The following is a 24,700-nucleotide window of genomic DNA, read 5'->3' on the forward strand; positions in this document are numbered from 1 at the left end:
CAGTTATCCTTATGAATACCAGTAGCACCCCAGAACAAAGCGTTGACGCAGAAGCGAACGCCATGACAGAAAATGACGTGAACGCACAAAATAAGCGAATTATTGTACTCGATACCGAAACAACCGGTATGAATACAGAAGGCGGCCCTCACTACTTAGGGCATCGTATTGTCGAAATCGGTGCGGTAGAAATCATCAACCGTAAGCCGACAGGACGTCACTTCCATGTCTATATCAAGCCAGATCGTGCGATTCAAGAAGAAGCGATTGGCGTTCACGGCATTACCGATGAATTCTTGGTTGATAAGCCAGAATACCAAGACATACATAAAGAATTTCTCGACTTTATCAAAGGCGCCGAGCTGGTGGCTCATAACGCGCCCTTCGATACAGGCTTTATGGATTATGAGTTTGAGAAGCTCAACCCTGCGATAGGTAAAACGGCTGATTACTGTAAAGTTATCGATACCTTGGCGATGGCGAAAAAGATATTTCCGGGTAAAAGAAACAACCTAGATATCTTATGTGACCGTTACGGTATTGATAACTCGCACCGTACCCTCCATGGCGCATTACTCGATGCGGAGATCCTAGCCGACGTCTACTTATTGATGACGGGTGGCCAAACGTCGCTGCAATTTAACGCTGGTCAACAAGAAGGCGAAGCGGAAAGTATACGAAGAGTAGAAAGTGGTCGAAAATCCCTAAAGGTTTTACGAGCTACGGCCGATGAAATAGAAGCGCATCAAAATCGTTTAGACCTCGTCGAGAAAAGCGGAAGCTGCCTTTGGCGTCAGTAGGGAGAAAGTATGTTAAGGGTATTGGCTATCGGTTACTTATTGCTGTTAAGCTTTAGCTTGCATGCAGCAACGGAATCCGTAATGAGTTTATTGGACAACCGTTTTCGCGTTGATCCCAGTATTGAACAAGTCACTTTTGTGATTTATCGAGCCGATAACTCTAAACCTGTCGTGTTGGTTCGCCCTGACGGCAAGAAATACTACTCGTGGCGCAATGCTGATAATGTCCGTTGGTACGAAGAGTCGTCTATGGACATTATCTCTATCGACAAACCGATGCCGGGCCCTTGGCAAGCGATAGGTAAAGTATCACCGAAGAATAACATCAAGCTCCTATCTCATCTTGTTTTGGATGCTAACGAGTTTCCAGACAAGTTGTATCAAACCGAACACATCAAATTTACTGCTCGTTTGACTTCAGACGGCAAGCCTCTTGTGCTGCGTGATTTTCTCGATCGCGTCAAACTCAAGGTGACCTTTACCAAGTTTGTCGAAAATGAAGAATCGTTAGTCAGAGAAGCACGCCCTGTGCCTGTTGTGATGGGCGAATTTTCTGACGATGGGGATGAATTTGACGAAAAATCCGGAGATGGCGTGTTCACTGTGTCGTTACCGATTGATATTGAGCCTGGTAAATATCGAGCTCGCATTACCTCGGGCAATGGTGTGTTTTTGAGAGCGCAAGAACAAGAGGTATTAGTGTACCCAACGCCAATCATCACAACCTTTATACAGTCCCGTAAAGAGGGTTTACCTCACACTGTCGTGGTGTCTGGCGAACAGGGCATGATTGCGCCGAGTTCATTAGCGGCTCATGTTGAGCACAAGGCTCCTGATGAGTACGTGATCTACCGACAAGGCCGATCTGAAATCGATGCGATGAAAGTGTCTTTAGAGATGCCATACAACAGTGACTTGGGGATTTATAAGTGGTCGGGAATGGTTTACGCCACCGACGCATCTAGTCAACGTCCACTCGTCTTTCCAATCTCTGAGCAGTCTTATAGTGTTGTCGAAGATCTTGATTTAGCGGAGTCTCGGCGCCTTCAAGAAGAAGCTCTCGCTGAACAGAAGCGTATCGCCAATGAATTAATGATATTGAAGAAGCGCGAAGCTGATAAGCAGCGTAGTATGATCATTATCGCGGTGGGTAATGTGGTCGTAATTTTATTGGGTTTATTGATTTGGTTTGTGGTTCGTAAGGTCAAAGCAAAGAAAAAAGCGTTACCAGAGATGCAGCTTAAAGCGCCAAAGTAACTCGCTTAGATGATTAGGTTGTCTGGAGAGAAGAAGCCTCTAGAGATAAAGCATTAGAATTTGTGACAACGATGTTATGAACAAAAAACGGGACTCCTAGGAGTCCCGTTTTCGTTTCTATTGCAGAACCTAGGCTACGTTATCAATCGATTGGCCTGGATATTGTGGCTTTGCTGCAAGGTCCTCTGGAGAGAAGTCATCAACATTAATCGTGTACAGTCTGTGTTCCTCCGCACTGACAAGTAATGCAGCTTCTTTCTCCGTTAAGATGCCTTTCTCAAGCCCTAGTTGAGCGACAAGGTCGAGTTTTAAGAAAGCACGTTTTTGATGCGTCTCTTTACAAACTTTGTCAAACAGAGGCTCAGCTTGAAGAATCACTTCTAGTGCTTTCTCTATTTTACCAACAGGGTTGTATTGAGTGTCCGCCAAGTATTGACCACGACCGATGCGTGAACGTGTTTCGCTTGGTGTTTGTAGGATGTGCGCGACTTGGCTATCCAGTTTGTCGTTTGGTGCGCGACGGATACGGCCAAATGGCATTAACACAACACGAAGTAGACGACCAATCACAGGGTTAGGGAAGTTCGCCAAGAACTCATCAATCGCCACTTCAGTCTGACGTAAGCTATCTTGCATTCCCCAATGTACTAACGGTAGATCTTCGGCGTGGCTGCCTTCACTTTCAAAACGCTTTAGTGTTGCAGACCCTAAGTACAGTTGACTCAGGATGTCGCCCAGTCTTGCAGATAGACGCTCTCTGCGTTTCAAAGAGCCCCCTAGTACTGCCATTGAAATATCAGACAGTAGTGCTAGGTTAGCGCTGTAGCGGTTTAATTTTTGGTAATAGCGTTGTGTTTGTTTGTCGGTTATATTCGCTGGTGTTGGCGTATCAGAACCACGACCATCGGTTAAACCAAACCACAAACTGCGAACGAGGTTACTGAGCGTAAAGCTAACGTGTCCAGCTAACGCAGAATCAAACTTATCCAGTGCATCGCTGCTTTCAGAATAAGCCGCTTCCATTTCGCTTAGAACATAAGGGTGACAACGAATCGCTCCCTGACCGTAGATGATCATTGAACGAGTCAGAATGTTTGCGCCTTCGACCGTTATTGCGATGGGTGAACCTTGGTAACCACGAGCTAAGAAGTTCGACGGACCTAAGCAAATACCTTTACCACCGACGATATCCATCGCGTCGATGATGCTGCGTTGGCCACGGTGCGTACAGTGGTACTTCACGATGGCTGATACAACAGAAGGCTTTTCGCCAAGGTCGATACCCGCAACGGTTAGGTTACTCGCTGCATCCATTACGTAAGCATTACCCGCTAGGCGTGCAAGTGGCTCTTCAACCCCTTCCATACGACCTATAGGCTGTTTGAATTGACGACGAATACGAGCGTAAGCGCCGGTTGCTAGTGCTGCAGACTTGATGCCACCTGTTGAGTTTGAAGGCAGTGTGATTCCACGACCCACCGACAGGCATTCAACCAGCATACGCCAACCTTGGCCTGCCATTTTCTGGCCACCGATGATGAAATCGATAGGGACGAAGAGATCGTCGCCTTGAGTAGGGCCATTTTGGAAAGGCACGTTTAGTGGGAAGTGGCGGTTGCCAATCTCAACACCCTTTAAATCGGTTGGGATAAGTGCACACGTGATACCAAGATCTTTTTGGTCACCCAGCAGGCCATCCGGGTCACGCAATTTAAAAGCTAAACCTAACACAGTCGCAACCGGTGCGAGAGTGATATAACGCTTGTTCCAAGTTAGGCGCATGCCCAATACTTCTTCGCCTTGCCATTCACCTTTACATACCACGCCGTAATCAGGGATTGAACCTGCATCTGAGCCGGCTTCTGGACTAGTTAGGGCAAAACAAGGGATCTCTTTACCTTCCGCTAGGCGCGGCAGGTAGTGGTTTCTTTGTTCTTCTGTACCATAGTGTTGCAATAGTTCACCAGGGCCTAATGAGTTAGGTACGCCAACGGTTGATGACAATACACTAGAAACGCCCGTGAGCTTTTGTAGAACCAGAGATTGAGCGTAAGCTGAAAACTCTAAGCCGCCGTATTTTTTCTTAATGATCATGGCGAAGAATTTGTGATCTTTCAGATACTGCCAAACTTCTGGTGGCAAATCTGCGAGTTCATGTGTCACTTGGTAATCGTTGACCATTTCACACACGGTATTTACTGGGCCATCTAAAAATGCTTGCTCAGCTTCAGAGAGTTTCGGATCGGCGATGTTTTGAAGTTTCTTCCACTCAGGCTTGCCTTTGAACAGCTCTGCTTCCCACCATACCGTCCCAGCTTCTAGAGCTTCTTTTTCTGTTTGAGACATCGCTGGTAGAACGGTCTTAAATAGAGAAAGCGCTTTTTGACTGATTAGAGTTTGGCGAATTGTTGGGACAGCAAAAATCGCAACCGCTAAGAGATAGCAAAGCCAGCCAGTGACAGCGACGCCACCAAGCAATGTTAATGCTATCATTGCGCCAGTTAAGACGATTAATGCACGTACCAGACTAACTCTATGGTAAAGGCAGACACCTAAGATGGCTGTAAAGCCGAGTAGGGAGAGCAATATGTTCATGAACGATTTCCTTTTCAGAGATCACTTATTGTTATTAAGTTTAGGTAAGAGGTCTAACCAGTCAAGTGTAAACAGAATATTAAATATTTGTAAAACTCCAAAGTGGATAAAAAGTGATCTTAATAGAGCTAAAATTCTAATTGTGAGAGGTCGGTGGTGAATGTTTGGACGAATTGACAGAGACAAGTTAATAAAGGTGGCAATCTTTGGGCTTAAGTGTCGACACAATTTCATGTTTGTGGGTAAACTCAGGTAAAAGAGGGAAAACCCCCCTCAGATCTCATTTCACGTACTTTAAGCTGCGTAAATAAATATAAGAGATAAGCCTTATGTACCAAGACCTAATCAAAAGTGAATTGAACGAAGCGGCAGACGTTCTGAACAAGTTCTTGAGTGATGACCATAACATCGCTCAAATTGAAGCTGCGGCAAAAATGATTGCTGACTCATTCAAGCAAGAAGGGAAAGTGCTTTCCTGTGGGAACGGTGGTTCACACTGTGATGCGATGCACTTCGCGGAAGAGCTTACTGGTAGATACCGTGAAAATCGCCCAGGTTTCGCTGGTATTGCGATTTCAGATCCTAGCCATTTATCTTGTGTGAGTAACGATTTTGGCTACGATCACGTGTTTTCTCGTTACGTAGAGGCGGTAGGTCGTAAAGGCGATGTGTTGTTTGGTTTGTCGACTTCGGGTAATTCCAGCAATATTTTAAAAGCGATTGAAGCTGCTCAAGCGAAAGGTATGAAAACCATCGCGCTAACCGGTAAAGATGGCGGAAAAATGGCTGGTTGTGCCGATATCGAAATCCGAGTGCCACATTTTGGTTATGCTGACCGAATTCAAGAGGTTCACATTAAGATCATCCACATTGTGATTCAACTTGTTGAAAAAGAAATGGAATAACAGTTTACAGACATTGGAGCCTAGCATAGGCTTCGCTGGTTTTAATAGGGAGTAGATTAGACCATGTGTGAATTGCTCGGCATGAGCGCGAATGTACCAACAGATATTTGTTTTAGCTTTACTGGTCTAATGCAACGTGGAGGCAATACTGGCCCACACCGTGATGGCTGGGGTATTACTTTCTATGAAGGAAAGGGTTTTCGTACATTTAAAGATCCTAATCCAAGCTGTGAATCCAAAATCGCTGAGTTGGTTCAAAACTACCCAATTAAAAGCCAAGCTGTTGTCAGTCATATCCGTCAAGCCAATCGCGGTGGTGTCAATTTAGAGAACACTCACCCTTTTACCCGTGAGCTTTGGGGACGATACTGGACCTTTGCTCATAATGGCCAATTAACGGACTACGATGATCTGGTGAGTGGGCGTTTCAGACCCGTCGGTGAAACGGACAGTGAACTCTCTTTCTGTTGGCTACTCAAACAACTTGAAGAGCGTTTCCCTGAGCCGCCTCAAGACATGGAAGGTATGTTCCGCTTCTTTGCTGAGTGCTGTGATAAGTTACGCGAGAAAGGCGTTTTCAATATGCTGTTAAGTGATGGCGAGTACGTCATGACTTACTGTACCAATCATTTGTATTGGATAACAAGACGTGCGCCTTTTGGTAAAGCGAGCTTAATTGATGAAGACGTTGAGATTAACTTCCAAGAAGAGACCACGCCGAATGATGTGGTGACTGTCGTCGCAACTCAACCTCTTACGGATAACGAAGAGTGGTTTAGGATGAAGCCGGGCGAGTACGCACTGTTTCATTTTGGTGAGCTGATTGGCAACAATCATCACGTGTTGGAAAATGTTGCTTATGCACCGAAAAAGGTCGCGAGCCAAGCGCCAACTGAACCATTGAGCTAACCGTCCCTAATAGCGTTATTTGATCCGCACAAAAGAAAGGCCGTTTACTGTACTCATAAGTCAGTAAGCGGCCTTTTTGTTTCTAAGTCATTGACTTGTGAGAGTCGTCTGATGAATTACTCTTCTGCGTAACCGTGCTTGCCCAACACTTTGCCGTCTAAGACTGCTTGTCCGTTTACCATTGATAAACGATCTTCGATGAACCACTTGCAGGCCATAGGGTAAATGTTGTGTTCTTGAGTAAGCACACGGCTAGCTAACATGTCAGCATCATCATCTTCAAATACCGGAACCTTAGCTTGTAAGATCACCGGGCCACCATCAAGTTCCTCAGTAACAAAGTGAACGCTGGTACCGTGTTCTTTGTCTTGGGCGTCAATGGCACGCTGGTGGGTGTGTAAGCCCGGGTATTTAGGTAACAGAGAAGGGTGGATGTTGACCATCTTCCCAGCATAGTGACGAACAAACTCTGAACTTAGGATTCGCATGTAGCCAGCGAGTACGATTAAATCTGGCTGGTAAGCATCGATCTGAACCATCAATTCATGGTCAAACTCTTCACGTGAACCAAAGTCTTTTGGATTCACTGAATGGGCGTCAACACCCGCGGTTTTCGCTCGCTCTAAACCAAAAGCCTCTGCTTTGTTTGAGAAAACTGCCTTAACGGAGGCGTCAATCGTATGGTTATCACAGGCATCCAAAATGGCTTGCAAGTTACTTCCGCTTCCTGAAACTAACACAACGATGTTTTTCTGAGAGTGGCTGGTTTTATTTGAGTGATTGTTTTTCATAGAGTGGGTCATGCGATTGATTAACGGAACTGTTTACAATGTACCTACATAAACTAAGGTTTTCTGCGGGCTAAATAGCAAAATGAGGACCATTGGTCCTCATTGCTTAACTAAGTAAGTGAGCGTATCACTTATTTGATTTCAACTTGCTCTTCACCAGCTTCCGCGTTTGCGATCTCACCGATAACCCAGGCGTTTTCGCCTTCAGTTTTCAGTAGTTCAACAGCAGCGTCTGCTTGCTCTTTAGGTAGGGCAACAACTAGGCCAACACCACAGTTGAAAGTGCGGTACATTTCGAATGTCTCCACATTACCTTTCTCTTGTAGCCAGTTGAAGATAGCAGGCCATTCCCAGCTCTTACCATCAATCACTGCTTTAGTACCTTCAGGAAGTACGCGTGGGATGTTCTCCCAGAAACCACCACCTGTGATGTGCGAGATAGCATGAATGTCATGCTCGGCAATCATCTTAAGCGCTGATTTGATGTAAATCTTAGTGGGTTCTAGTAGGTGTTCACCGATAGTGCGACCTTCTAGCTCTTCATTCTTATCAGCACCAGAAACTTCTAGAACTTTACGAATTAAAGAGTAGCCGTTTGAGTGTGGACCACTTGATCCAACAGCGATAAGTGCGTCGCCTGCTGCTACTTTAGTGCCATCAATGATGTCAGCTTTTTCTACAACACCAACACAAAAGCCCGCTACGTCGTAGTCGTCGCCCTCATACATGCCTGGCATTTCAGCCGTTTCACCACCGATTAGTGCACAACCAGCTTGAACACAGCCTTCAGCAATACCAGAAACAACGTCTGCTGCTGTATCTACATCTAGCTTACCTGTTGCGTAGTAGTCTAGGAAAAATAGCGGCTCACCACCTTGAACGATTAGATCGTTCACACACATTGCCACTAGGTCGATACCAATGGTGTCGTGTTTTTTCAGATCCAAAGCAAGGCGAAGTTTAGTACCAACACCATCAGTACCTGAAACAAGTACCGGCTCTTTGTATTTCGTTGGAAGTTCACATAGGGCGCCAAAGCCACCAATACCGCCCATTACTTCAGGGCGACGAGTGCGTTTAACTGCACCTTTAATACGGTCTACTAGTGCATTACCTGCGTCGATATCAACGCCTGCGTCTTTGTAGCTTAGAGAAGAAGTATTACCACTCACGGGATAGTCCTCGAACTTAAGTTGGATGTGAAAACGGCGTTATTCTAACAGGGCTTGTTTATGAAGAGCAAACGTTTGCGCGGTTTTTTTTATTAGAATAAAGATTCTGAAATAACCACAAAGTTCGTGTACAATCTACAGGTTTGTTTAAATATTGCCGGAGTTGGAAATGAAAGTTGTTGAAGTGAAACACCCGCTAGTAAAACATAAAATTGGCCTGATGCGTGAAGGTGAGATTAGCACTAAGCGTTTTCGTGAGCTAGCGACAGAAGTGGGTAGCCTTCTAACATACGAAGCGACATCAGACTTTGAGACTGAGCGTGTAACTATTAATGGTTGGAACGGTCCAGTTGAAGTTGACCAAGTTAAAGGTAAAAAAGTAACAGTAGTGCCAATCCTACGTGCTGGTCTAGGCATGATGGACGGCGTTCTAGAGCACATTCCAAGTGCTCGTATTAGCGTTGTTGGTGTTTACCGTGACGAAGAAACACTTGAACCAGTACCATACTTCAATAAGCTTGCATCTAATATCGAGGAGCGTATTGCTCTTGTGGTAGACCCAATGCTTGCGACAGGTGGTTCTATGATCGCAACGATTGACTTAATGAAAGAGAAAGGTTGTAAGCACTTTAAGATTCTTGTACTTGTAGCGGCTCCTGAAGGTATTGCAGCTCTAGAAAAAGCGCACCCAGACGTAGAGCTTTACACTGCTGCAATTGATGAGAAGCTAAACGACAAGGGCTACATCGTTCCAGGTCTTGGCGATGCTGGTGATAAGATCTTCGGTACTAAGTAATTCGGTTTCAGCTTAAGTTACTCTATACCGTTTCTTAACTCGCTGAATTTAGCCGTATTAATAAGAAGGGAGAGCATTCGGTGCTCTCCCTTCTTGATCTTGTTGGCTTGTGATTCTTTTAAATCTAGCTTTACCGATTGCTTAATCGATTTGAGCTTTGTCTACTACTGTGTTGTCGCCTAGCTCTTCAGGAAGAACTAGGTTCAGTAGAATCGCCACGATACCACACAAGCTTACGCCTTGTAGGCTGAAGTCACCGATACCAAAGGCCATGCCGCCAATACCAAAGACTAAAGTAATACCCACAATCACAAGGTTACGTGATTTATGCAGGTCTACATTGTTCTTGATGAGGGTATTGAGCCCAACTGTTGCGATTGAACCAAACAGCAGAATCATGATGCCGCCCATCACTGGAACTGGAATCGTTTGAAGTAGTGCGCCTAGCTTACCAACCAAGGCTAAAACAATGGCCGTAACGGCTGCCCAAGTCATGATCACTGGGTTAAATGCTTTCGTTAGCATTACCGCACCAGTTACTTCACTGTACGTTGTATTTGGTGGTGCGCCCAGCATAGAAGCCGCAATCGTAGCGACACCGTCGCCAGTGATAGTGCGGTGTAAACCTGGTTTTTTAAGGTAGTCTTTGCCAGTTACGTTAGAGATGGCAAGCATGTCGCCAACGTGCTCAACGGCCGGTGCAATGGCGACAAATACCATAAAGAAGATAGCGTTGATGTTGAACTCAGGTGTTGTAAAGTTTGGTAGTGCCAACCAAGACGCTTGAGCCACGGGTGTGAAGTCTACTGCACCATATATCAGGCTGGTGATATAACCCGCAACAATACCGCCGAAGATAGGCAGCAGTTTAAGGAAGCCTTTTGAAAACACACTGATGATAATCGTCACTAACAGTGAAATCGAAGAGATCCACAGTGCAGCATCTGCATCGACAAGCTGAACCGCACCGTCGCCTGTTTTACCTAGCGCCATGTTTACCGCAACAGGCGCAAGACCTAAACCGATAACCATGATGACAGGGCCAACAACGACGGGTGGAAGTAGTTTATGAATGAAGGCAACGCCTCGTACTTTTATCAAAGCTCCCATTAATACATACACAACTCCTGCCGCCATAAGGCCACCCATGGTTGCTCCTACACCCCAAGTCTGAATTCCGAACATGATAGGTGCGATGAAGGCGAAAGAAGACGCTAAGAAGATTGGCACTGAACGGCGTGTAATAAGTTGGAATATAAGGGTACCGATACCCGCGCCAAAAAGTGCAACGTTAGGATCAAGCCCTGTCAGTAGCGGCACTAATACAAGTGCACCAAAAGCTACAAACAGCATTTGCGCACCTTGCAAAGCATTTTTCATGTTAAATCCTTAAAAATGGTCGTTATATGAAAGTCGAAAAATAAAATTCGCAGGATTCTATCACTTGGCAAACGATTGCTACACTAGATAGATCAAATTTATTTACCTTAGTGATATTTACCTCGATCCAAATAAGGAAAATTCGCTTTACAAGTGAACGATTTATCATGGTTAGGTGATATTTTATAGTTATTAAACACAGTGGGGGTTATCGACCTTGCCCCTCAATCCATAGTTGCTTATCATCAAGGCACAAGATTTGAATATTAGGATCAGTATGCGCTACATAGCATTGTTGTTCATGGCATTATTAGCCTCTCCGAGCTATGCCTTAACTCAAGTAGATATCTTTAGTGTTGAGGTTGCGATTGACGCTAGAGGTAAACAGTCAGAGCAAGTGGCAAGAAATACTGGCATGGAGCAGGTATTGATACGTGCTACTGGCCAAACCGATGTCGCTTCGAATGATACTATTCAAAAGGCGATGCGTAAGAGTGCGCAGTATATGTCTCAAATGAGTTTTGGCGAAAGTAATGGTCAATCAACATTACGCATGCGTTTTAATGCTGCTCAAATCCGTTCATTACTAACTCAAGCGCAATTGCCGTATTGGCCTGATACTCGTTCAAACATCCTAGTTTGGTTGATAGAAGAAGATAACTACGACAAGAATATAGTATGGGAGCATACTAATTCACAGTTAGCTGCAGGCTTACAAGTAAACGCAAAAGAACGTGGATTACCCCTGACGCTACCTGTTGGCGATTTTGACGATATCACGGGCATTGAGATCTCTGATCTATGGGGAAATTTTGTTACGCCAATCAGTAAAGCGAGTCAACGTTACCCTGTTGATGCTGTGCTTGTTGTAAAGGCTCAACCTTCTGGATTACGTTGGACTTTGTATGATCAAAAGCCAAGCCAGTTGACGAGTGCGCCAGCTTCACCTGTGACAGGTTCGATATCGGGTAACAGTGCTACGGGTTCTAAGACGCTGGTTGATCAAATTAGTAACTACTACGTAGGTAAAAGTGCTGTTACCGTAGCAAGTGAATCTTCAGAGTCTATTCTCACGCAGTTTATTAGCCTGAATAACGCCCAGGATTTTTTCCATTTGGAGAATGCGCTTAAGCGTCTAAACTCAGTGGCAAGTCTAGATATCCTGAAAATTCAAAACAATGAAGTCACTTTCCAAATACACTTACTATCAACTCAACAAGAGTTTGAACAAGAAGTGGAAAGCATTCGCCAAGTCGCTAAGGTTGAAGAGTCTTATATTGAACCTGAAGTGAGCCCTGAATTTGAAACGCAAGACAACTCTATGTCTGTAGGTGATGATTCAGCAAGCGCTGTTGATACTGAAGGCGAGGGAAGTGAGATTGACTCAAGCGTTCAAGTGATTAAAGGCAGCGAGCTCTCTACGGATGCTGAGCTAACAAGCACGACTGATGCGACGCTAGACGAATCTGGTGAAGAAGAACTCATCATCATGGCTCCAGTGCACACTAAGCCAAGCTTGGTATACGAATGGACTCACTCGTAATCATCTACCGCATGACAGATTGAAGTGAAAACATGAAAAAAGCCCTGCGAGAGAAATCTCGCAGGGCTTTTTGTTTATTGGGTTTTCAATTTTATAAAATCCAATCAATATTACTGCTCGAACTTAGCTTTTTCTTTCTTTTCTACTTCCGAAAGACGCTTAAGTTTGATGCCTAACTCTTTGGCACGAAAACGAGTAAATAAGATATTCCCCACGAAACCTAACGTCGTTAGCAGCAGTTCTACCGCGGCTAACAGGCGTTCACCACCGTCTACATACAGTATGGTTAACGCATGTAGGAAATAGAGCATTAAGACAAAGTTAGCCCAAGCATGCGTATAAGGTTTGCCTGCTAAAATACCCGGTAAAGGTAATAAAAGCGGGATAGCCCAGGCAATAGCCAGTGTGATATTGCTTAGGTGAGGGTAAGGTGAAAGTGTCATCTGCCAAGCCACCACCCAAAGTAGAAGCAATAGGTTGCCTGATAAAGCGAGGTAACGACATAACTTTGTTTTGGGAGACATAGCTTTCTCTGACATATACATCATTGAGAGATTCCCTTTTGGTTTTCAGCGATGCGAGCTAAGCGCTTGCCTAGGTTTTGAGCCAGTTCAATCTCTTCTTTGCTTAACGATGGCGCTTCTCCTGTACTGCTTGCACCGTAAGGTGTGCCACCGGTTCGAGTGTTATGCAGCGCAGGTTCAGAGTAGGGGATTCCCACCACCAGCATGCCATGGTGAAGCAGTGGCAACATCATACTTTGCTGTGTGGTTTCTTGACCGCCATGCAGTGACGAAGACGAAGTAAACACACAAGCAGGCTTATCGATAAGGTCACCATTGACCCATAATGATGTGGTGCTATCCCAAAAGTGCTTCATAGGCCCGGCCATATTACCAAACCAAACTGGACTACCTAGCGCTAAACCATTACAAGAACGGAGTTCTTGCAACGTTGCGATAGGATCGGTTGGTTGATAACGCGAATCAGCCTGCTCTTCTACCGTGTACACGTCGTTCACCGTTCTTAACATGGCTTCGCAGTTCGGGATAGATTCAACCCCTCGCGCAATCTGCCTGGCTAGAGCTTGTGTGTTGCCGTGGCGACTGTAGTAGAGAACAAGAATATTAATGCTCATATTGGATTACAGGATCTCTAGCACTTGCTCTGGTGGACGACCAATTTTTGCTTTGTTGTTCGCGACAACGACTGGGCGTTCAAATAGCTTTGGATTTGTCGCCATTGCTGAGAAAAGGTTTTCATCAGTAACCGATGCATCGCCAAGATTTGCTTCTTTGTAATCCGCTTCTTTGGTGCGCATCATCTCGCGAACATTGTCAAAACCAAGCTGAGTGAAAAGCACTTTTAGTTGCTCGACAGTTAAAGGTGTGTCTAGGTACTTGATAACCTCTGGCTGTACGCCTTTTGCTTCAAGCAGTTCGAGAGTTTGACGGCTCTTTGAGCAACGTGGATTATGATAAATCACGACAGACATTGTTCTTCCTCACTATTATTTTTGATTTAATTCGTCGATACAAGCCACTCGAGCGGCTTCATTGTATTTGTTGAGCTTTCTTTTTATTTCGGTAGCGAGTCTTTGCTAGCAAATCAAAATTTACTGCAGCGACAAGAAGCGTTCCCGCTGAATCATCAGTTGGTCAATTCGAGCATCGTAACGTGCTTGCTTTAAACTTCCGAGTTCTGCGATTTGGCTTGCTTGCGTATAGTACTGAATCGCTTTGTTCCAGTTGGCTCGTAGTGCCAAAATCTCTGCACGAGCGGCGAGCTCTTCGTCGCTATTACCCAGGCTAGTACTTACTTTTGAAAGCAGATGCCAGCCATTGGCGTCGTTCGGGTTATCGTGTGTGTAACGCTGTAATACACGAACAGCTTCTTGTAGATCTTCATTCTCGAGCAATGCATTGGCGTAGTTAATGGTTAGAACTGGGTTGTTTGGCTGACGAACCAGTGCAGATTTAAGTTCTTTAATCGCAGTCTCAGGTTGCATCTGTTCAATATGCAGATCCGAGATCGCATCTAAATAAAATAGGTTAGTCGGATCGCTATTCATTAGCTTTGTCAGAATAGGCTCGGCTTTATCTAGCTTTTTCGAATCTAGGTAAACCAGTGCTTGGCCATACTCTAGTGACGGCACTATAGCTTTAGGTGCTTTTTTCAGTTGGCGCTCAAACCAATCTAGAGCCGCATCATTATTGATACCCGCATAACGCGCGACAATGCGAGATCTCGCTAGATGGTAATCTAATGATGGAGCCAGTTTTAGCGGTGGATAACTGCGAGCTCGGGCACGAGAATCTGTAATTCGGTCTTGAGGTAATGGGTGAGTCAGCAACATGGGTGGTGGTGTGCTGGCATAGCGGTATTCATCAGCCAAACGGCCAAAGAAACGTGGCATAGCATTCACATCGAAACCAGCTTTTGCTAGCGTGTTGATACCAAAGCGATCGGCTTCTTTTTCATTGCTACGGGTGTAGTTGATTTGGCTTTGCATGTTGCCCGCAGTCGTTGCGGTTAACGCAGCAATTCCTGCTTCGGGTGCTGCAATAGCCAGTAATACAGACGCGGCAAGTGCTGCGATGGTCGCTGGAGTACGACGAGCTTGGCCTTCCATGCTGCGTGCTAAGTGGCGCTGGGTAACGTGTGCGATCTCGTGCGCTAATACCGAAGCAAGTTCGCTTTCTGACTGTGCATGCAGGAATAACCCAGAGTGCAATGCAACGTAACCACCAAAGAATGCGAAGGCATTGATATTGCGATCACGGATCATAAAGAATTGAAAAGGTGTTTTTACATCATTAGCGTTCGCGACCAGGCGATGGCCCAGTGTATCAATGTATTGGTTTAGAACAGGGTCATTGACGATAGGCTGGCTGCTTCTGATGATGCGCATGTAGGCATCACCATAGATAAGTTCTTGATCGATTGTGAGTGTACCGCCAGCAGCAGTGCCGATATCCGGTAGCTCTAAACTATTGGTATTTGCCAACGTTGGGGTACCTAATGTTGCTGCGATGCATAAGCAAGCAATTGAGCGAGCGCGTTTAAACATATTAGTCAGTAATACTCCGTTTCTTCTGACAGTAAGACAAGTGCAATGCAAATTGGTTCTGTATCCGATTTAACCTTTACCAAGCGCGTGCGCTATCATGAAGGAAGATAAATCAATGATGGCACGTTTTTAAAAACAGATTACAATATGCCTCTTATAATAAGCATCGAGTCCAAGAATGACACCTAATATTCTAGATTTACGCCAAGAGCGCTGTCCAATGGCGTTATTATTAGCCAAGCGTCACAGTGTAAAGTTAGAAGTAGGACAATCATTGTCAATTTACGTCTCTGATAACAGCTCGATGAAAGATATTGTGAGGTTTTTATCTCAGCACACCTACGTTGTAATTACTGAGGCTTGCTCTAGCTACCATCACCTCCTCGTTACTAAAAAGGAATTGCAATCAAATGCTTGAAATGGTTAATCGTTGGTATAAACGACGTTTCTCTGATCCCCATGCCGTCAGTTTGGTTGCCATCATTCTATTCGGCTTTATTACGATCTACTTCTTTGGTCATTTAATCGCTCCGTTATTGGTCGCGATTGTGTTGGCTTACTTGTTAGAGTGGCCAGTAACTCAGCTTCAGAGACTAGGGGTTCCCCGAACGCCTTCTGTGATGCTGGTGATCTTGATGTTCTTTAGTTTAATGTTGCTTGCGCTATTTGGCCTAGTGCCAACCATTTGGGGGCAAGTTGGTAACCTTATTAATGATATCCCAAGTATGTATGGCGGCTTACAAAAGTTCATCTCGACGATTCCTGAACGTTACCCTGAGTTGGCAAACTTGCAGATTGTTGAATCCGTCATGTCGAATGCGAAGAATAAAGCACTAGGCTTTGGGGAAAGCGTTGTTAAAGGTTCTGTTGCTTCTCTTGTTAGTCTAGCCACGCTTGCGGTTTACTTGATTCTTGTGCCTTTGCTTATCTTCTTCTTACTAAAAGATAAAGAAGAGATGGTTAGTATGGCGAGTGGTGTACTACCTAAAAACCGTCGTTTAGCGACCAAGGTTTGGGTAGAAATGAACCAACAGATTTCGAACTATATTCGTGGCAAAGTAGTTGAAATTTTAATCGTCGGCGGTGTCAGTTACGTCACCTTTGCGATCCTAGATTTACGTTATTCAACACTGCTGGCCGTAGCGGTTGGCTTATCAGTATTGATCCCGTATATCGGTGCGGCAGCGGTAACCGTGCCCGTAGCAATTGTTGGCCTGTTCCAATGGGGGCTTGAGCCTCAATTCTACTGGTTGTTGCTGGCTTACGGCATTATTCAGGCACTAGATGGCAACGTGTTAGTACCCGTTCTGTTCTCTGAAGCGGTGAACCTACACCCTGTTGCGATTATTGTTGCTGTATTGGTGTTTGGTGGTTTATGGGGATTCTGGGGTGTGTTCTTTGCTATTCCATTGGCAACGTTAGTGAAAGCGGTTTGGAATGCCTTACCGAGTCATGCGTTGGACGATGATCCTGAGCACTCACACTAACTAAGTTCTTAGTGTAAACACTACAAATACCCATTACAAAAAAAGCCAAATCTTAATGAGATTTGGCCTTTTTGATCTATTCTTTTGCTACGGTGCATTGGGTTAAGAAGCTCATTTGAACTTAGCGCTTTTAACCGAAACAGCCATTAAGCTTCTTGATTGAAGTAATCTAAAACCACTTCGTGGTGAGTCTTCGTTTTGAACTTGTTGAAGACATGTTCAATTTGACCTTCTTCATCAATTAGGAAGCTAATACGGTGCAGACCATCGTATACTTTGCCCATGAATTTCTTCTCACCCCAAACGCCAAACTGTTCAGCAACGCTGTGGTCTTCATCTGATAATAGAGTGAAGTTCAGAGATTTCTTCTCAACGAAGTTTGGTAGGCGTTTGACTGGATCAACACTCACACCCAAAACCACGACATTGAGGTCATCAAGCTGTGCTTTGATATCACGCAGACCTTCTGCTTGCACAATACAACCTGGAGTCATTGCTTTTGGGTAAAAGTAGAAAAGTACTTTTTTACCTTTGAAGTCACCAAGAGATACGATATTGCCATCTTGATCTGGAAGAGAAAAAGCAGGTGCTGGAACACCAGCCGTTAGCGTATTCATGATATTTCCTTTTTAAAGACTGTTTTTGATAAAGTTGAGCGAGCCTTGTACGGATAGGCTCTGACACAGCGAATTGAATTCTTCTTGTAGCTGCATCAAATTACATTCAGACTGCACAGAAGCAGTAATTGAGATATGGAACTGGTCGCTATCGAACTGAACCTTGGATTTATTGATGGTTTGTGCGCTAAGCGAGTCGAGGCCGATGTTTCGGTCCGCGAAGAATTGAGTGAACTGCTCGGTAAGTCCAAGCTTGTCGTCTGACTCAACGAACACCTCTAGCGTGTATGAGTTCTCAATAATATCATGAGGAGAAGTGCGCTTCATAATCGTAATTAAGTCGTGCTCTTGGCCAAGCAAGGGCAGGGTCGTTTCAACGCGGGTAATGTTGTTTGCCTTTCCAGACAGTAGCATGATAAGCGTAAATTCTTCGCCAAACATAGCGATACGGCTATCAATAATGTTACAGCCTGATTGGGTGACTAAATGAACCACTTGGTTGCATACACCTGGGCGATCAGTGCCCACAGCTGTGATTACTAGATGTTGAGTCATAAAATCACGTCTCTAAATATTCCATTGATGTTTGCATGTTAGCACAGTTAGCCTGAGGAATAAGCGTATGGGCGGGGCTTTTTATGAGGCATCTTGTGTCTTACTGGCAACAAATGATTGGAATATCGAGAGCGTTAAAATTGAGATGGCAGAGTGAGAGCACAGCTTACTTGCTACTGACATCCGGCGATAGGCTTTCCGATAGATTGAGCGCAGGTTGCCCAAATTTCAGGTATAACGCCGTTAGAAGTCGTTTTACCTCAAACATACGACAATATTTACTGCAGATGTTGCCGCTAAGCCACTTTAATGTCTTGTGTTTATTGATTGGCTTACAGTAACATGCAAAAAGAATAAATTAAGGGAGATAGACATGTTTTCAGGAAGTATCGTTGCGCTAGTTACGCCATTTAATACAGATGGTGAAGTGGATTTCGACAGCCTTAAAAAGTTAGTTGAACACCATGTTGCTGCAGGTAGTGATGGTCTGGTTGCGGTTGGCACAACTGGTGAGTCTTCAACACTCACAATTGAAGAGCATGTCAAAGTCGTCAATAAGATCGTTGAATTTGCTGATGGTCGTATTCCTGTTATTGCTGGTACGGGTGCAAACGCAACTCACGAGTCAGTGCTATTCAGCCGTTTATTAAATGGTTCTGGCATTGCTGGTTGTTTGAGTGTGACGCCTTACTACAACAAACCGACTCAAGAAGGTTTGTACCAGCACTACAAAGCGATTGCTGAAGTCAGTGACGTTCCTCAGATTCTTTACAATGTACCAGGCCGAACTGCCGTTGACTTGTTACCAGAAACGGTTGCTCGCCTCGCTGAGATCGAAAATATCGTTGCACTTAAAGATGCGACGGGTGATCTCGACAGAATTGCAATTCACCGTGAACTTTGTGGCGAAGACTTTATCTTACTAAGTGGTGATGACTTAACAGGTTTAGAATTTGTGAAGCGTGGTGGCGACGGCGTGATCTCTGTAACCAACAATGTTGCAGCCGCTGATATGGCAACCATGTTCAAACTAGCGAAACAAGGTAAGTTTGAAGAAGCAGAAGCGATCAATGAACGTTTGATGCCTCTACATAAGAATTTGTTCGTTGAGTCTAACCCTATTCCCGTAAAATGGGCGGTTCATAAAATGGGTCTGATTGCTGAAGGTGGCTTACGTCTACCGCTGACTGAACTGTCAGAACCAGCTCAACCTGTTGTTGCTCAAGCAATGACTGAAGCGTGTATTTACTAAAACGTATGAAGTGATGCCGAAGCGAACCTTCGGCATTTAGGAGTATAAATGAAGTATTCTCACCAGCTAGTGATTGGGTCACTGGCTGTTTTTGTTCTTACAGCATGTTCTGGCAGTCCGACTCAACGTCGGCAGGCCAAAGATGATTTCGAATACTTAGAAACACCTGAGTTTTCACAATGGCAATTGCCAGAAGATGCTCAGCCTCAGTTCTACCCAAATTTTGACATTCCAAGCGGCGAATTTAGTGGTGGTACAGGTCGTGAAGTGGATATTCGTCCACCGCAACAAGTACTTGAGCTGATACCTGGTGCTCGTACTGAGCGTCAAAATGGTGAAGTAACACTATGGCTCCTTCGTGCTGAAGAAGCAGACCGAGTGTGGCAAACGGCAGTAGACATGCTAGCTCAGCGTGGGATTGGCATTCGTGAGCAGTCAGAGAATGAGATTGAGACCGATTGGGTAACTTGGGTTTCTGAAGATGAAGAAGTAGAGATTGGCAGCCGTTACTCTATCTCTCGTTTCCAAGCAAACAACCGCCATGGCTTCAAGATTAACCTCATTGATTGGCGTGAAGGTACTGAAGAGAAGCCGGTAACAGCAACCAATAAAGAGCGCTATAACGCGTTCCTGACCAACTTGGTCATGGCTAAATACGATGAAAATCTTCGTGCAGAAGCAGCGCTGAAAGCACAAGAGTTGGTGAAGCGTATTCCAATCTCAATGGGTGCTGACCGCAGTGGCTTCCCTGTGATCATTGCTCGTACACCATACAATGTATTGTGGCAGCGTTTGCCTAGTTTGTTGCCTACGATGGGCTTTGAGCTTGAAGAGCGTAACCAATCTCAAGGTACGGTGAAGGCGAAGTACGCCGCGCCAGATGATGAATTCTGGGAAGAGATTGGCCTACAACCTGTCGATTTAGCGCCAGGTACTTACACCTTCTTATTTGGTGATCTTGGTAACCGTACGTCGATCAACGTAACGGATACATCAGGTAAGCCAGTAGAAGAAGAGCTACTTAAATCAATGGTACCGGTACTAGCACACGTTGCTGACCAAACCAAAGATGACAATGAGACGAATGCTGAATGATTAGCTAATAAAAAAGAGGACACATTGTGTCCTCTTTTTTTATGTTCGTTTATAAGTCAGCGGCTTATTCTAAAATCAGGCAAAGCCACCCAAATCACAAAGCTATCGAAATTATCAAGCCATCAGAGCCACAGGTTAAGCGTCTTTGTTATCCGATGACTCTTCTTTTTGATCCTTCTCTTGATTCTGCTTTTCTAAGTGATTGAGCTTATCTAAATCTCGCTCTGTTTTACCACGACCTGTCAGGTCCATATTGGCGGTCTGTTTTAGAGCTGCGATATTACCCACCACGACGCTAATCACGATGATGATGATAACCCAAGGGTTTGTAAGCCATTCCAACATAAGCGCTCCTAATGGCTGATGTTCGTTACGAAGCGTGCGTAGATCTCGTCTAGCTGCTCCATAATAATCCTATACCCTAATATTGGCTTAGATTGGAGTTGCTTGCCAAGTAAAGTGGGAGATAACTGTGATAAACACGACTCCGAAACCTCACGGTGGCTAATATGCCAAGGCTCTATCGCCACACCACCAAGGTCTTTACTGTAAGGAAAGAAGAACCCAAATTGCGCAGCATGAACAGATAACCATTGGTAAAACGCTTGCTGGTGGCCAGTAAGGTATTCCCATGGTTCTAATTGCAGCTGTATGTCTTCAGGTAAGTGGTTGCGAGCAAAGACATCGAAGTCACAACCCCAATGATGACGACTCGCACCGGGAAGTGCAGACCACCTCAGGATAGCCGATAGTTTTTGATGTTCAGTCAGTGTTGAAGCATCAAGAGGTTGGCTTTCTGAATCTAATATCGGAGCTTCGCCAGAAAACTTACGGTTCCAAATCAGAGATTGCCTTTCATAGTCGCGAAAGCCACTGGCAATCTCCATTTTAAAACCAGCGAGCTGAGCAGCTTCAATCAAATTGTTCAGATCATCCTTAACCTTACGGTGAACCAAGAAGGTCTTGGTGCCAATCAGGTTGGGTTCCAGATGAGAATCTGATTGTCCGGTAAGCTGCTCTGGTGTCATAACGTGCCTCTCAATAATTAGATGCTATGAATCGCTGATGAAAGACTATTTAGCGAACAGGTTCACTAATGTTCTTTCGTACATGTCGGTTAGTTTCTCTAAATCAGCCACTTTCACACATTCATTAACCTTGTGAATCGTTGCATTCACTGGCCCTAGCTCTACCACTTGTCCACCCATGCGCGCAATAAAGCGACCATCAGATGTACCACCAGTCGTTAGAAGAGCTGGTTTCACATCATTGACGTGACCTACTGCATCGACAATAGCATCAAGCAGTGAACCTGCGTCTGTTAAGAACGGGTCGCCATTGAATGTCCACTTAAGGTCGTATTCGAAATCATACTTGTCGAGTGTTGTTGTGATTCGTTCAACGATGATGTCGTTGCTTAACTCGGTACTAAAACGCAGGTTAAACTGAACATTAAACTCACCAGGGATCACGTTTGACGCGCCAGTACCTGCACTTACATTTGGAATTTGGAAACTGGTTGGCGGGAAGTAATCGTTACCTTTGTCCCACTCAGTTGTTGCCAGCTCATTGATAGCAAGCAGAGAGCTGTGTACTGGGTTGTTTGCTAGGTGAGGGTAGGCAACATGCCCTTGTGTCCCTTTAATCGTTAGGTCGCCTGTAATAGAGCCACGGCGGCCGTTCTTCACAACATCACCCACATACTCTGTGCTCGATGGTTCACCCACAATACACATGTCGATGTTCTCACCACGCGCCATCAGCGCTTCAACAACTCGTACCGTACCGTTGATGAACGGACCTTCTTCATCTGAAGTGATCAGGAACCCGATTGAGCCTGTGTGATCTGGGTGCTTAGCTATGAATTGTTCTACGGCAACGATCATTGAAGCCAGAGAACCTTTCATGTCTGCTGCGCCACGGCCGTGAAGGAAACCGTCGACGATAGTCGGTTCGAATGGCTTAGTGCTCCACTGTTCAATTGGGCCAGCAGGAACCACATCAGTGTGGCCAGCAAAGGCAAACAGAGGCGCTTCGGTACCACGACGAGCCCAGAAGTTCGTCGTATCTTCAAATACCATCACTTCGATTTCAAAGCCGAGCGCTTTTAAGCGTTCAATCATTAAGTCTTGGCAGCCTGCGTCTTCAGGGGTTACCGATTGACGGCTAATGAGGTCTTTTGCCAGAGCCAAAGTTGGGCTATCTGTCATCCTTGAATTCCTTGTTTAAATAAAACGTCTAGTTATTAATTTCGGGCGTTGAACAGGGGAAGTTCAACGCTTTGTTATCTGTTCTAATAATTGCTTATTACGCTAATTGCTGATTACGCAAAAATAGCAGCGTATTGGTCAGCTTTGAAGGCAATATGAAGCTTGCCATCGACTTTTAAGATCGGGCGCTTAATCATTGCTGGTTGTTCAACAAGCAGAGTGACGGCTTTTTCTTCCGTTAATGTGTCTTTTTGCTCTTGAGAAAGTTGGCGATAAGTCGTACCACGTTTGTTTAGCACAAGCTCCCAACCAAGCTCTGAACAGAAGTTTGCTACTAACTCTTCGGTGACGCCTTGTTTGCGATAATCGTGAAATTCGAACTCGATACCTTCAGCTTCAAGCCATTTCTTTGCTTTTTTGATGGTGTCGCAATTTGGGATACCAAACATAGTGATAGTCATTATTCTTCCTTTGGGTGATTTTATTTCATTGTTATGAATTGAATCCTATCAGGAAGCGACAACTCAGACAAAATAGAGTGATGAATATTTCACAGAGTAAAAAAAAACGGTAAGAAAATGTCACTATTGGAGAGTTATTGATCAACCTCAACATGTTGTCAGCAAAAAAAGAAATAATTGAGTTGCACATATATAGGAGGTGTCAATGGAGTTGAGTCCTGTTTTTGCAAGGCGGCTATATTTAGCATTGTTAGTGGAAAGCCTTGATAGGCCAAATGTGCCTAAACTCATCGAAAAAACGGGGTGGCCTCGTCGTACGATTCAAGATGTACTCAAGGCGTTACCGGGGATCGGTATCGAACTTATGTTTGTTCAAGATGGGCGACGTCATAATGATGGCTATTACCAGTTATCCGACTGGGGACCATTTGATAGTCAGTGGGTTTTAGAGCGTAAAGGCGATATAGAAATAAGCCTTGGATTTAGTGCATAAGCCAGCGAAAGCTGGCTTTTTTTATTGGGTGGAACGTCGAGGTAGGATGATACTTTGTAGGTTTACCTTAGCAACAACGATAGGCCCCCATAAGTGGTCCGTATTTGTAGCTAGAAATATTAATAAATAATCGAACAGGTGTACCAGTAAGGCTCGGTCATTCAACTTCAAATAGAAACCACTTGAGAGGTTATTACCTGTCTATTCTAGTGTATCGCATGCGCGATAGGTGCAAGTATTGGCGATTCGACGTGCAGAGAGCCGTTTATATGGTAGACACGACAAAGGTTTTGAATAGTTGAATATGCATTAGCTTTACAAATTATCTCGAACAAAGTGTAAGAAAAAGATGAATCCTATCTATTATATAACGAGCACTACATTTTTTTTACAAGGTAAATAAGAATGAAAATCGCCATCTTATCGAGAAATTCAAAATTATACTCAACCACTCGCTTAGTGGAGGCAGGGGTTGAACGAGGACATGAAGTTGATGTGATTGATACGCTGCATTGTTATATGGATATTACGAGTAGTCGACCTACGGTTCGTTATAAAGGCAATGAGCTCCCTCTTTACGACGCTGTGATACCACGTATTGGTTCCTCTATTACTTTTTACGGTACGGCAGTAGCGAGACAATTCGAAATGATGGGAACTTTTAACGTCAATGAGTCTGTAGCGATTAGCCGATCCCGAGATAAGCTACGTTCTTTGCAGCTTCTTTCTCGCAAAGGTATTGGTCTACCGAGAACAGGCTTCGCAAGTAAACCGGACAACATTAAAGATTTAATCAAGAATGTAGGGGGAGCTCCTCTCGTTATTAAGTTGTTAGAAGGTACGCAAGGTATTGGTGTTGTTTTGGCTGACACTTCGAAAGCTGCAGAGAGCATCATTGAAGCTTTCATGGGGCTTCAAGCGAACATATTGGTTCAAGAATACATAAAAGAATCAGGGGGAGCAGACATTCGTTGCCTTGTTATTGGAGGTCGAGTTGTTGCGGCTATGAAGCGACAAGCGGCAGATGGAGAGTTCCGTTCTAATTTACATCGTGGAGGTTCAGCTGAAATTATTCGTTTAACTAAAGAAGAAAGAGAAACCGCCGTAAGTGCCGCAAAAATCATGGGATTAAACTTCTGTGGGGTAGATTTACTTCGAGCCAACAGTGGGCCAATGGTGATGGAAGTGAACTCCTCCCCAGGCCTTGAAGGTATAGAGATGGCTACTAACTTAGATATTGCTGGTAAGGTTTATGATTTTATTGAAAAAAATGCAAAGTTACACGCAAATAAAACGCGCGGTAAGGGTTAAC

General features: G+C 44.6%; 26 protein-coding genes. 12 read left to right on the forward strand and 14 right to left on the reverse strand.

Going from position 1 to position 24,700, the window contains the following annotated elements; all coding sequences use genetic code 11:
- Positions 1 to 11 precede the first annotated feature (11 nt).
- The gene (gene dnaQ / locus ACED48_RS06415) at positions 12 to 800 is read left to right on the forward strand and encodes a DNA polymerase III subunit epsilon (RefSeq protein WP_017056327.1); all 789 of its coding nucleotides are present in this window, start codon (positions 12 to 14) and stop codon (positions 798 to 800) included.
- A gap of 9 nt (positions 801 to 809) precedes the next feature.
- Positions 810 to 2,057 carry a TIGR03503 family protein gene (locus tag ACED48_RS06420; RefSeq protein WP_017056328.1) on the forward strand — a complete coding sequence of 416 codons (1,248 nt, stop codon included), beginning with the start codon at positions 810 to 812 and terminating at the stop codon, positions 2,055 to 2,057.
- Positions 2,058 to 2,186: 129 nt separating this feature from the next.
- Here ACED48_RS06420 and fadE read toward each other — a convergent pair whose 3' ends face one another.
- The gene (gene fadE, locus ACED48_RS06425; RefSeq protein WP_017056329.1) at positions 2,187 to 4,652 is read right to left on the reverse strand and encodes an acyl-CoA dehydrogenase FadE; all 2,466 of its coding nucleotides are present in this window, start codon (positions 4,650 to 4,652) and stop codon (positions 2,187 to 2,189) included.
- A 329-nt stretch (positions 4,653 to 4,981) separates the two neighbouring features.
- On the opposite strand from fadE, the gene lpcA reads away from it, so the two are divergent.
- A complete protein-coding gene (gene lpcA / locus ACED48_RS06430; RefSeq protein ID WP_017056331.1) occupies positions 4,982 to 5,557 on the forward strand; it encodes a D-sedoheptulose 7-phosphate isomerase in 576 nt (191 codons plus the stop codon).
- A gap of 63 nt (positions 5,558 to 5,620) precedes the next feature.
- Positions 5,621 to 6,466, forward strand: coding sequence for a class II glutamine amidotransferase (locus ACED48_RS06435; RefSeq protein WP_017056332.1), 846 nt, complete (start codon positions 5,621 to 5,623; stop codon positions 6,464 to 6,466).
- Between the two features lie 116 nt (positions 6,467 to 6,582).
- Here the strand turns inward: ACED48_RS06435 and purN are convergent, their stop codons facing one another.
- Both purN and purM read right to left on the reverse strand, forming a co-directional pair.
- Positions 6,583 to 7,257 (reverse strand): phosphoribosylglycinamide formyltransferase, encoded by a 675-nt coding sequence (purN, locus tag ACED48_RS06440; protein WP_029626976.1) that lies wholly within the window; start codon positions 7,255 to 7,257, stop codon positions 6,583 to 6,585.
- Positions 7,258 to 7,388: 131 nt separating this feature from the next.
- Positions 7,389 to 8,429: a phosphoribosylformylglycinamidine cyclo-ligase gene (purM, locus tag ACED48_RS06445; RefSeq protein ID WP_017056334.1), complete on the reverse strand. Its 1,041-nt coding sequence runs from the start codon at positions 8,427 to 8,429 to the stop codon at positions 7,389 to 7,391.
- A 169-nt stretch (positions 8,430 to 8,598) separates the two neighbouring features.
- Between purM and upp the strand changes: the two genes are divergently transcribed.
- The gene (gene upp, locus ACED48_RS06450) at positions 8,599 to 9,225 is read left to right on the forward strand and encodes a uracil phosphoribosyltransferase (protein WP_017056335.1); all 627 of its coding nucleotides are present in this window, start codon (positions 8,599 to 8,601) and stop codon (positions 9,223 to 9,225) included.
- 141 nt (positions 9,226 to 9,366) lie between these two features.
- Here the strand turns inward: upp and ACED48_RS06455 are convergent, their stop codons facing one another.
- Positions 9,367 to 10,605, reverse strand: coding sequence for a uracil-xanthine permease family protein (locus ACED48_RS06455; RefSeq protein WP_017056336.1), 1,239 nt, complete (start codon positions 10,603 to 10,605; stop codon positions 9,367 to 9,369).
- A 277-nt stretch (positions 10,606 to 10,882) separates the two neighbouring features.
- Between ACED48_RS06455 and ACED48_RS06460 the strand changes: the two genes are divergently transcribed.
- A complete protein-coding gene (locus ACED48_RS06460; protein WP_017056337.1) occupies positions 10,883 to 12,148 on the forward strand; it encodes a DUF2066 domain-containing protein in 1,266 nt (421 codons plus the stop codon).
- Between the two features lie 110 nt (positions 12,149 to 12,258).
- Here the strand turns inward: ACED48_RS06460 and ACED48_RS06465 are convergent, their stop codons facing one another.
- The 4 genes from ACED48_RS06465 to ACED48_RS06480 form a co-directional block, all read right to left on the reverse strand.
- The gene (locus ACED48_RS06465; RefSeq protein WP_017056338.1) at positions 12,259 to 12,696 is read right to left on the reverse strand and encodes a DUF2069 domain-containing protein; all 438 of its coding nucleotides are present in this window, start codon (positions 12,694 to 12,696) and stop codon (positions 12,259 to 12,261) included.
- Complete coding sequence (wrbA, locus tag ACED48_RS06470; protein ID WP_017056339.1) at positions 12,693 to 13,286, reverse strand: NAD(P)H:quinone oxidoreductase; 594 nt, start codon at positions 13,284 to 13,286, stop codon at positions 12,693 to 12,695. The genes ACED48_RS06465 and wrbA overlap by 4 nt, the downstream gene beginning before the upstream one ends.
- A gap of 6 nt (positions 13,287 to 13,292) precedes the next feature.
- Positions 13,293 to 13,643: an arsenate reductase (glutaredoxin) gene (gene arsC, locus ACED48_RS06475; protein WP_017056340.1), complete on the reverse strand. Its 351-nt coding sequence runs from the start codon at positions 13,641 to 13,643 to the stop codon at positions 13,293 to 13,295.
- A gap of 120 nt (positions 13,644 to 13,763) precedes the next feature.
- Positions 13,764 to 15,218, reverse strand: a complete 1,455-nt coding sequence (locus ACED48_RS06480) for a M48 family metallopeptidase (RefSeq protein WP_017056341.1) — start codon at positions 15,216 to 15,218, stop codon at positions 13,764 to 13,766.
- Between the two features lie 178 nt (positions 15,219 to 15,396).
- Here ACED48_RS06480 and ACED48_RS06485 point away from each other — a divergent pair, with 178 nt between their 5' ends.
- Together ACED48_RS06485 and ACED48_RS06490 are read left to right on the forward strand one after the other, a co-directional pair.
- Positions 15,397 to 15,636 (forward strand): sulfurtransferase TusA family protein, encoded by a 240-nt coding sequence (locus ACED48_RS06485; protein WP_017056342.1) that lies wholly within the window; start codon positions 15,397 to 15,399, stop codon positions 15,634 to 15,636.
- Entirely contained in the window at positions 15,629 to 16,705 is a 1,077-nt protein-coding gene (locus tag ACED48_RS06490; RefSeq protein WP_017056343.1) for an AI-2E family transporter, read from the forward strand. The genes ACED48_RS06485 and ACED48_RS06490 overlap by 8 nt, the downstream gene beginning before the upstream one ends.
- A 146-nt stretch (positions 16,706 to 16,851) precedes the next feature.
- Here ACED48_RS06490 and bcp read toward each other — a convergent pair whose 3' ends face one another.
- Together bcp and ACED48_RS06500 are read right to left on the reverse strand one after the other, a co-directional pair.
- Entirely contained in the window at positions 16,852 to 17,322 is a 471-nt protein-coding gene (bcp, locus tag ACED48_RS06495; RefSeq protein ID WP_010436585.1) for a thioredoxin-dependent thiol peroxidase, read from the reverse strand.
- Between the two features lie 12 nt (positions 17,323 to 17,334).
- Positions 17,335 to 17,877: a glycine cleavage system protein R gene (locus tag ACED48_RS06500; protein ID WP_017056344.1), complete on the reverse strand. Its 543-nt coding sequence runs from the start codon at positions 17,875 to 17,877 to the stop codon at positions 17,335 to 17,337.
- A gap of 373 nt (positions 17,878 to 18,250) precedes the next feature.
- On the opposite strand from ACED48_RS06500, the gene dapA reads away from it, so the two are divergent.
- Both dapA and bamC read left to right on the forward strand, forming a co-directional pair.
- Positions 18,251 to 19,129 carry a 4-hydroxy-tetrahydrodipicolinate synthase gene (gene dapA, locus ACED48_RS06505; RefSeq protein WP_017056346.1) on the forward strand — a complete coding sequence of 293 codons (879 nt, stop codon included), beginning with the start codon at positions 18,251 to 18,253 and terminating at the stop codon, positions 19,127 to 19,129.
- A 48-nt stretch (positions 19,130 to 19,177) separates the two neighbouring features.
- On the forward strand, positions 19,178 to 20,224 hold the full coding sequence (gene bamC, locus ACED48_RS06510) for an outer membrane protein assembly factor BamC (protein WP_017056347.1): 1,047 nt from the start codon (positions 19,178 to 19,180) through the stop codon (positions 20,222 to 20,224).
- A 135-nt stretch (positions 20,225 to 20,359) separates the two neighbouring features.
- Here bamC and ACED48_RS06515 read toward each other — a convergent pair whose 3' ends face one another.
- The 4 genes from ACED48_RS06515 to ACED48_RS06530 form a co-directional block, all read right to left on the reverse strand.
- Positions 20,360 to 20,569 (reverse strand): DUF2897 family protein, encoded by a 210-nt coding sequence (locus ACED48_RS06515; protein WP_017056348.1) that lies wholly within the window; start codon positions 20,567 to 20,569, stop codon positions 20,360 to 20,362.
- An 8-nt stretch (positions 20,570 to 20,577) separates the two neighbouring features.
- Entirely contained in the window at positions 20,578 to 21,252 is a 675-nt protein-coding gene (locus ACED48_RS06520) for a M15 family metallopeptidase (RefSeq protein WP_017056349.1), read from the reverse strand.
- A gap of 45 nt (positions 21,253 to 21,297) precedes the next feature.
- Positions 21,298 to 22,434 carry a succinyl-diaminopimelate desuccinylase gene (gene dapE / locus ACED48_RS06525; protein WP_017056350.1) on the reverse strand — a complete coding sequence of 379 codons (1,137 nt, stop codon included), beginning with the start codon at positions 22,432 to 22,434 and terminating at the stop codon, positions 21,298 to 21,300.
- Positions 22,435 to 22,547: 113 nt separating this feature from the next.
- Complete coding sequence (locus tag ACED48_RS06530; protein WP_017056351.1) at positions 22,548 to 22,895, reverse strand: ArsC family reductase; 348 nt, start codon at positions 22,893 to 22,895, stop codon at positions 22,548 to 22,550.
- 205 nt (positions 22,896 to 23,100) lie between these two features.
- Between ACED48_RS06530 and ACED48_RS06535 the strand changes: the two genes are divergently transcribed.
- Positions 23,101 to 23,388: a helix-turn-helix domain-containing protein gene (locus ACED48_RS06535; protein WP_017056352.1), complete on the forward strand. Its 288-nt coding sequence runs from the start codon at positions 23,101 to 23,103 to the stop codon at positions 23,386 to 23,388.
- 405 nt (positions 23,389 to 23,793) lie between these two features.
- The gene (gene rimK / locus ACED48_RS06540; protein WP_017056353.1) at positions 23,794 to 24,699 is read left to right on the forward strand and encodes a 30S ribosomal protein S6--L-glutamate ligase; all 906 of its coding nucleotides are present in this window, start codon (positions 23,794 to 23,796) and stop codon (positions 24,697 to 24,699) included.
- Position 24,700: the final 1 nt, after the last annotated feature.

It is taken from the genome of Vibrio sp. 5S239, assembly GCF_041439575.1.
GTDB lineage: Bacteria > Pseudomonadota > Gammaproteobacteria > Enterobacterales > Vibrionaceae > Vibrio > Vibrio kanaloae.